This window comes from Alteromonas oceanisediminis (assembly GCF_018474025.1).
GTDB lineage: Bacteria > Pseudomonadota > Gammaproteobacteria > Enterobacterales > Alteromonadaceae > Alteromonas_E > Alteromonas_E oceanisediminis.
In genome coordinates this window covers 1-478 of record NZ_JAHCTA010000002.1, presented here as the reverse complement: position 1 = coordinate 478, position 478 = coordinate 1, and the positions used below count along the sequence as shown (strand labels likewise).

General features: G+C 49.8%; 1 rRNA gene. It reads right to left on the bottom strand.

Going from position 1 to position 478, the window contains the following annotated elements:
• Positions 1-117: 117 nt before the first annotated feature.
• Positions 118-478: ribosomal RNA gene (locus KIU71_RS03160) — 23S ribosomal RNA — on the bottom strand; the annotation flags it as partial.

Below are 478 nucleotides of genomic sequence, written 5' to 3'. Positions count from 1 at the left end.
GTGTCGCTATTGTCGCCAAGCATAAAAAGTTAACAATTTAGGAAAAATCTGATATTCGTTCAATCCGCAAGCAACAACTTGTCTTACGATTATCACCACAAACACATTAGGTGTTGTATGGTTAAGCCTCTCGGGCAATTAGTACAGGTTAGCTTAACGCCTTGCAACGCTTCCACACCCTGCCTATCAACGTCGTCGTCTTCAACAACCCTTCCAGGACGTAAAGTCCAGGGATGACTCATCTTGGGGTCGGCTTCCCGCTTAGATGCTTTCAGCGGTTATCCGTTCCGAACGTAGCTACCGGGCAATGCCTTTGGCAAAACAACCCGAACACCAGCGGTTCGTCCACTCCGGTCCTCTCGTACTAGGAGCAGCTCCCCTCAATCATCCAACGCCCACACCAGATAGGGACCGAACTGTCTCACGACGTTCTAAACCCAGCTCGCGTACCACTTTAAATGGCGAACAGCCATACCCT